Annotated in this window: 1 protein-coding gene; it reads right to left on the bottom strand. The window is 71.7% G+C overall.

Annotated elements, in window-relative coordinates:
* Nucleotides 1-14: 14 nt before the first annotated feature.
* Nucleotides 15-933, bottom strand: a protein-coding gene (locus CGE01nite_RS16775) for an IS5 family transposase (RefSeq protein WP_218022646.1) whose coding sequence is annotated in 2 segments (ribosomal slippage) — nt 15-554 and nt 556-933 — 918 coding nt in all. Because the reading frame shifts where the segments join, the coding sequence is not laid out codon by codon here.
* Nucleotides 934-976 lie beyond the last annotated feature (43 nt).

The raw sequence follows: 976 nt of genomic DNA, 5'->3' as shown, positions 1-976 counted from the left end.
CTAGGGCGTGTCTCCTATATCCGTGACCAGGTGATGCAGGCGGCGAGGACGACAGCCGCGCGGTAGGTGACGGCGAGCTTGTCGTAGCGGGTAGCCAGACCCCGCCATTGCTTGGTCAGAGCGAAATGGCGTTCGACGACGTTGCGGCCGCGGTAGGCGGCGACGTCGAGCCCGGGCGGCCGGCCGCCGCGGGAGCCGCGTCGCCGGCGGGCGGCGATCGAGTCGGACTTCTCAGGGATCACGGCCTTGATGCCGCGGGCGTGCAGCGCGCGGCGGTAGGCGCGTGCTGAGTAGGCCTTGTCGGCGACGACGGCGTCCGGCCGGGTGCGCGGTCGGCCCGCGGTCAGGCGTGGGACGCGGATGTCGGCCAGGACCGCCGCGAGCAGTGCGCCGTCGTTGCGGTGCCCGCCGGTGATCACCACGGCCAGCGGGCGACCGTGCCCGTCGACGGCCGCGTGGATCTTCGTGGTCAGCCCGCCACGCGATCGTCCGACGCCGTGACCTGCGGGTTCACACTCCTCGAGCGGCAGATTCCTGTGATTCGACCCTGCCCCCTGTGTCCTGGTCGGGGCGCGGCGTGTTCGTCGCGTGCTGGTGGGCCCGAGCGATCGTGGCGTCCACCGACACCGTCCAGTCGACCTGACCGGCCGCGTCGGCCTCAGCGAGCAACCGGGCCAGCACCCGGTCCCAGGTGCCGTCCGCGGCATACCGACGGTGCCGCTTCCAGACCGTCTGCCACGGCCCGAACTGCTCGCGCGGCAGATCTCGCCACGGGATCCCGGTCCGGTACCGGTACGCGATCGCCTCGACGACCCGCCGGTTGTCACCGAACGGATGCCCCCGCCGGCCAGCGTTCGACGGCAGCAACGGCTCGACCCGCGCCCACTGCTCGTCCGAGAACACCCGAAACCGCGAAGACGACGTCACCCGCACAGCCTCCCGGAGGACTCACCTCAGATATGGGAGACACGCCCTA

This window comes from Cellulomonas gelida (assembly GCF_006538725.1).
Classification (GTDB): Bacteria; Actinomycetota; Actinomycetes; order Actinomycetales; family Cellulomonadaceae; genus Cellulomonas; species Cellulomonas gelida.
The sequence above is the reverse complement of the archived record's forward strand: the minus strand, read 5'-3'. Positions and strand labels throughout refer to the sequence as shown.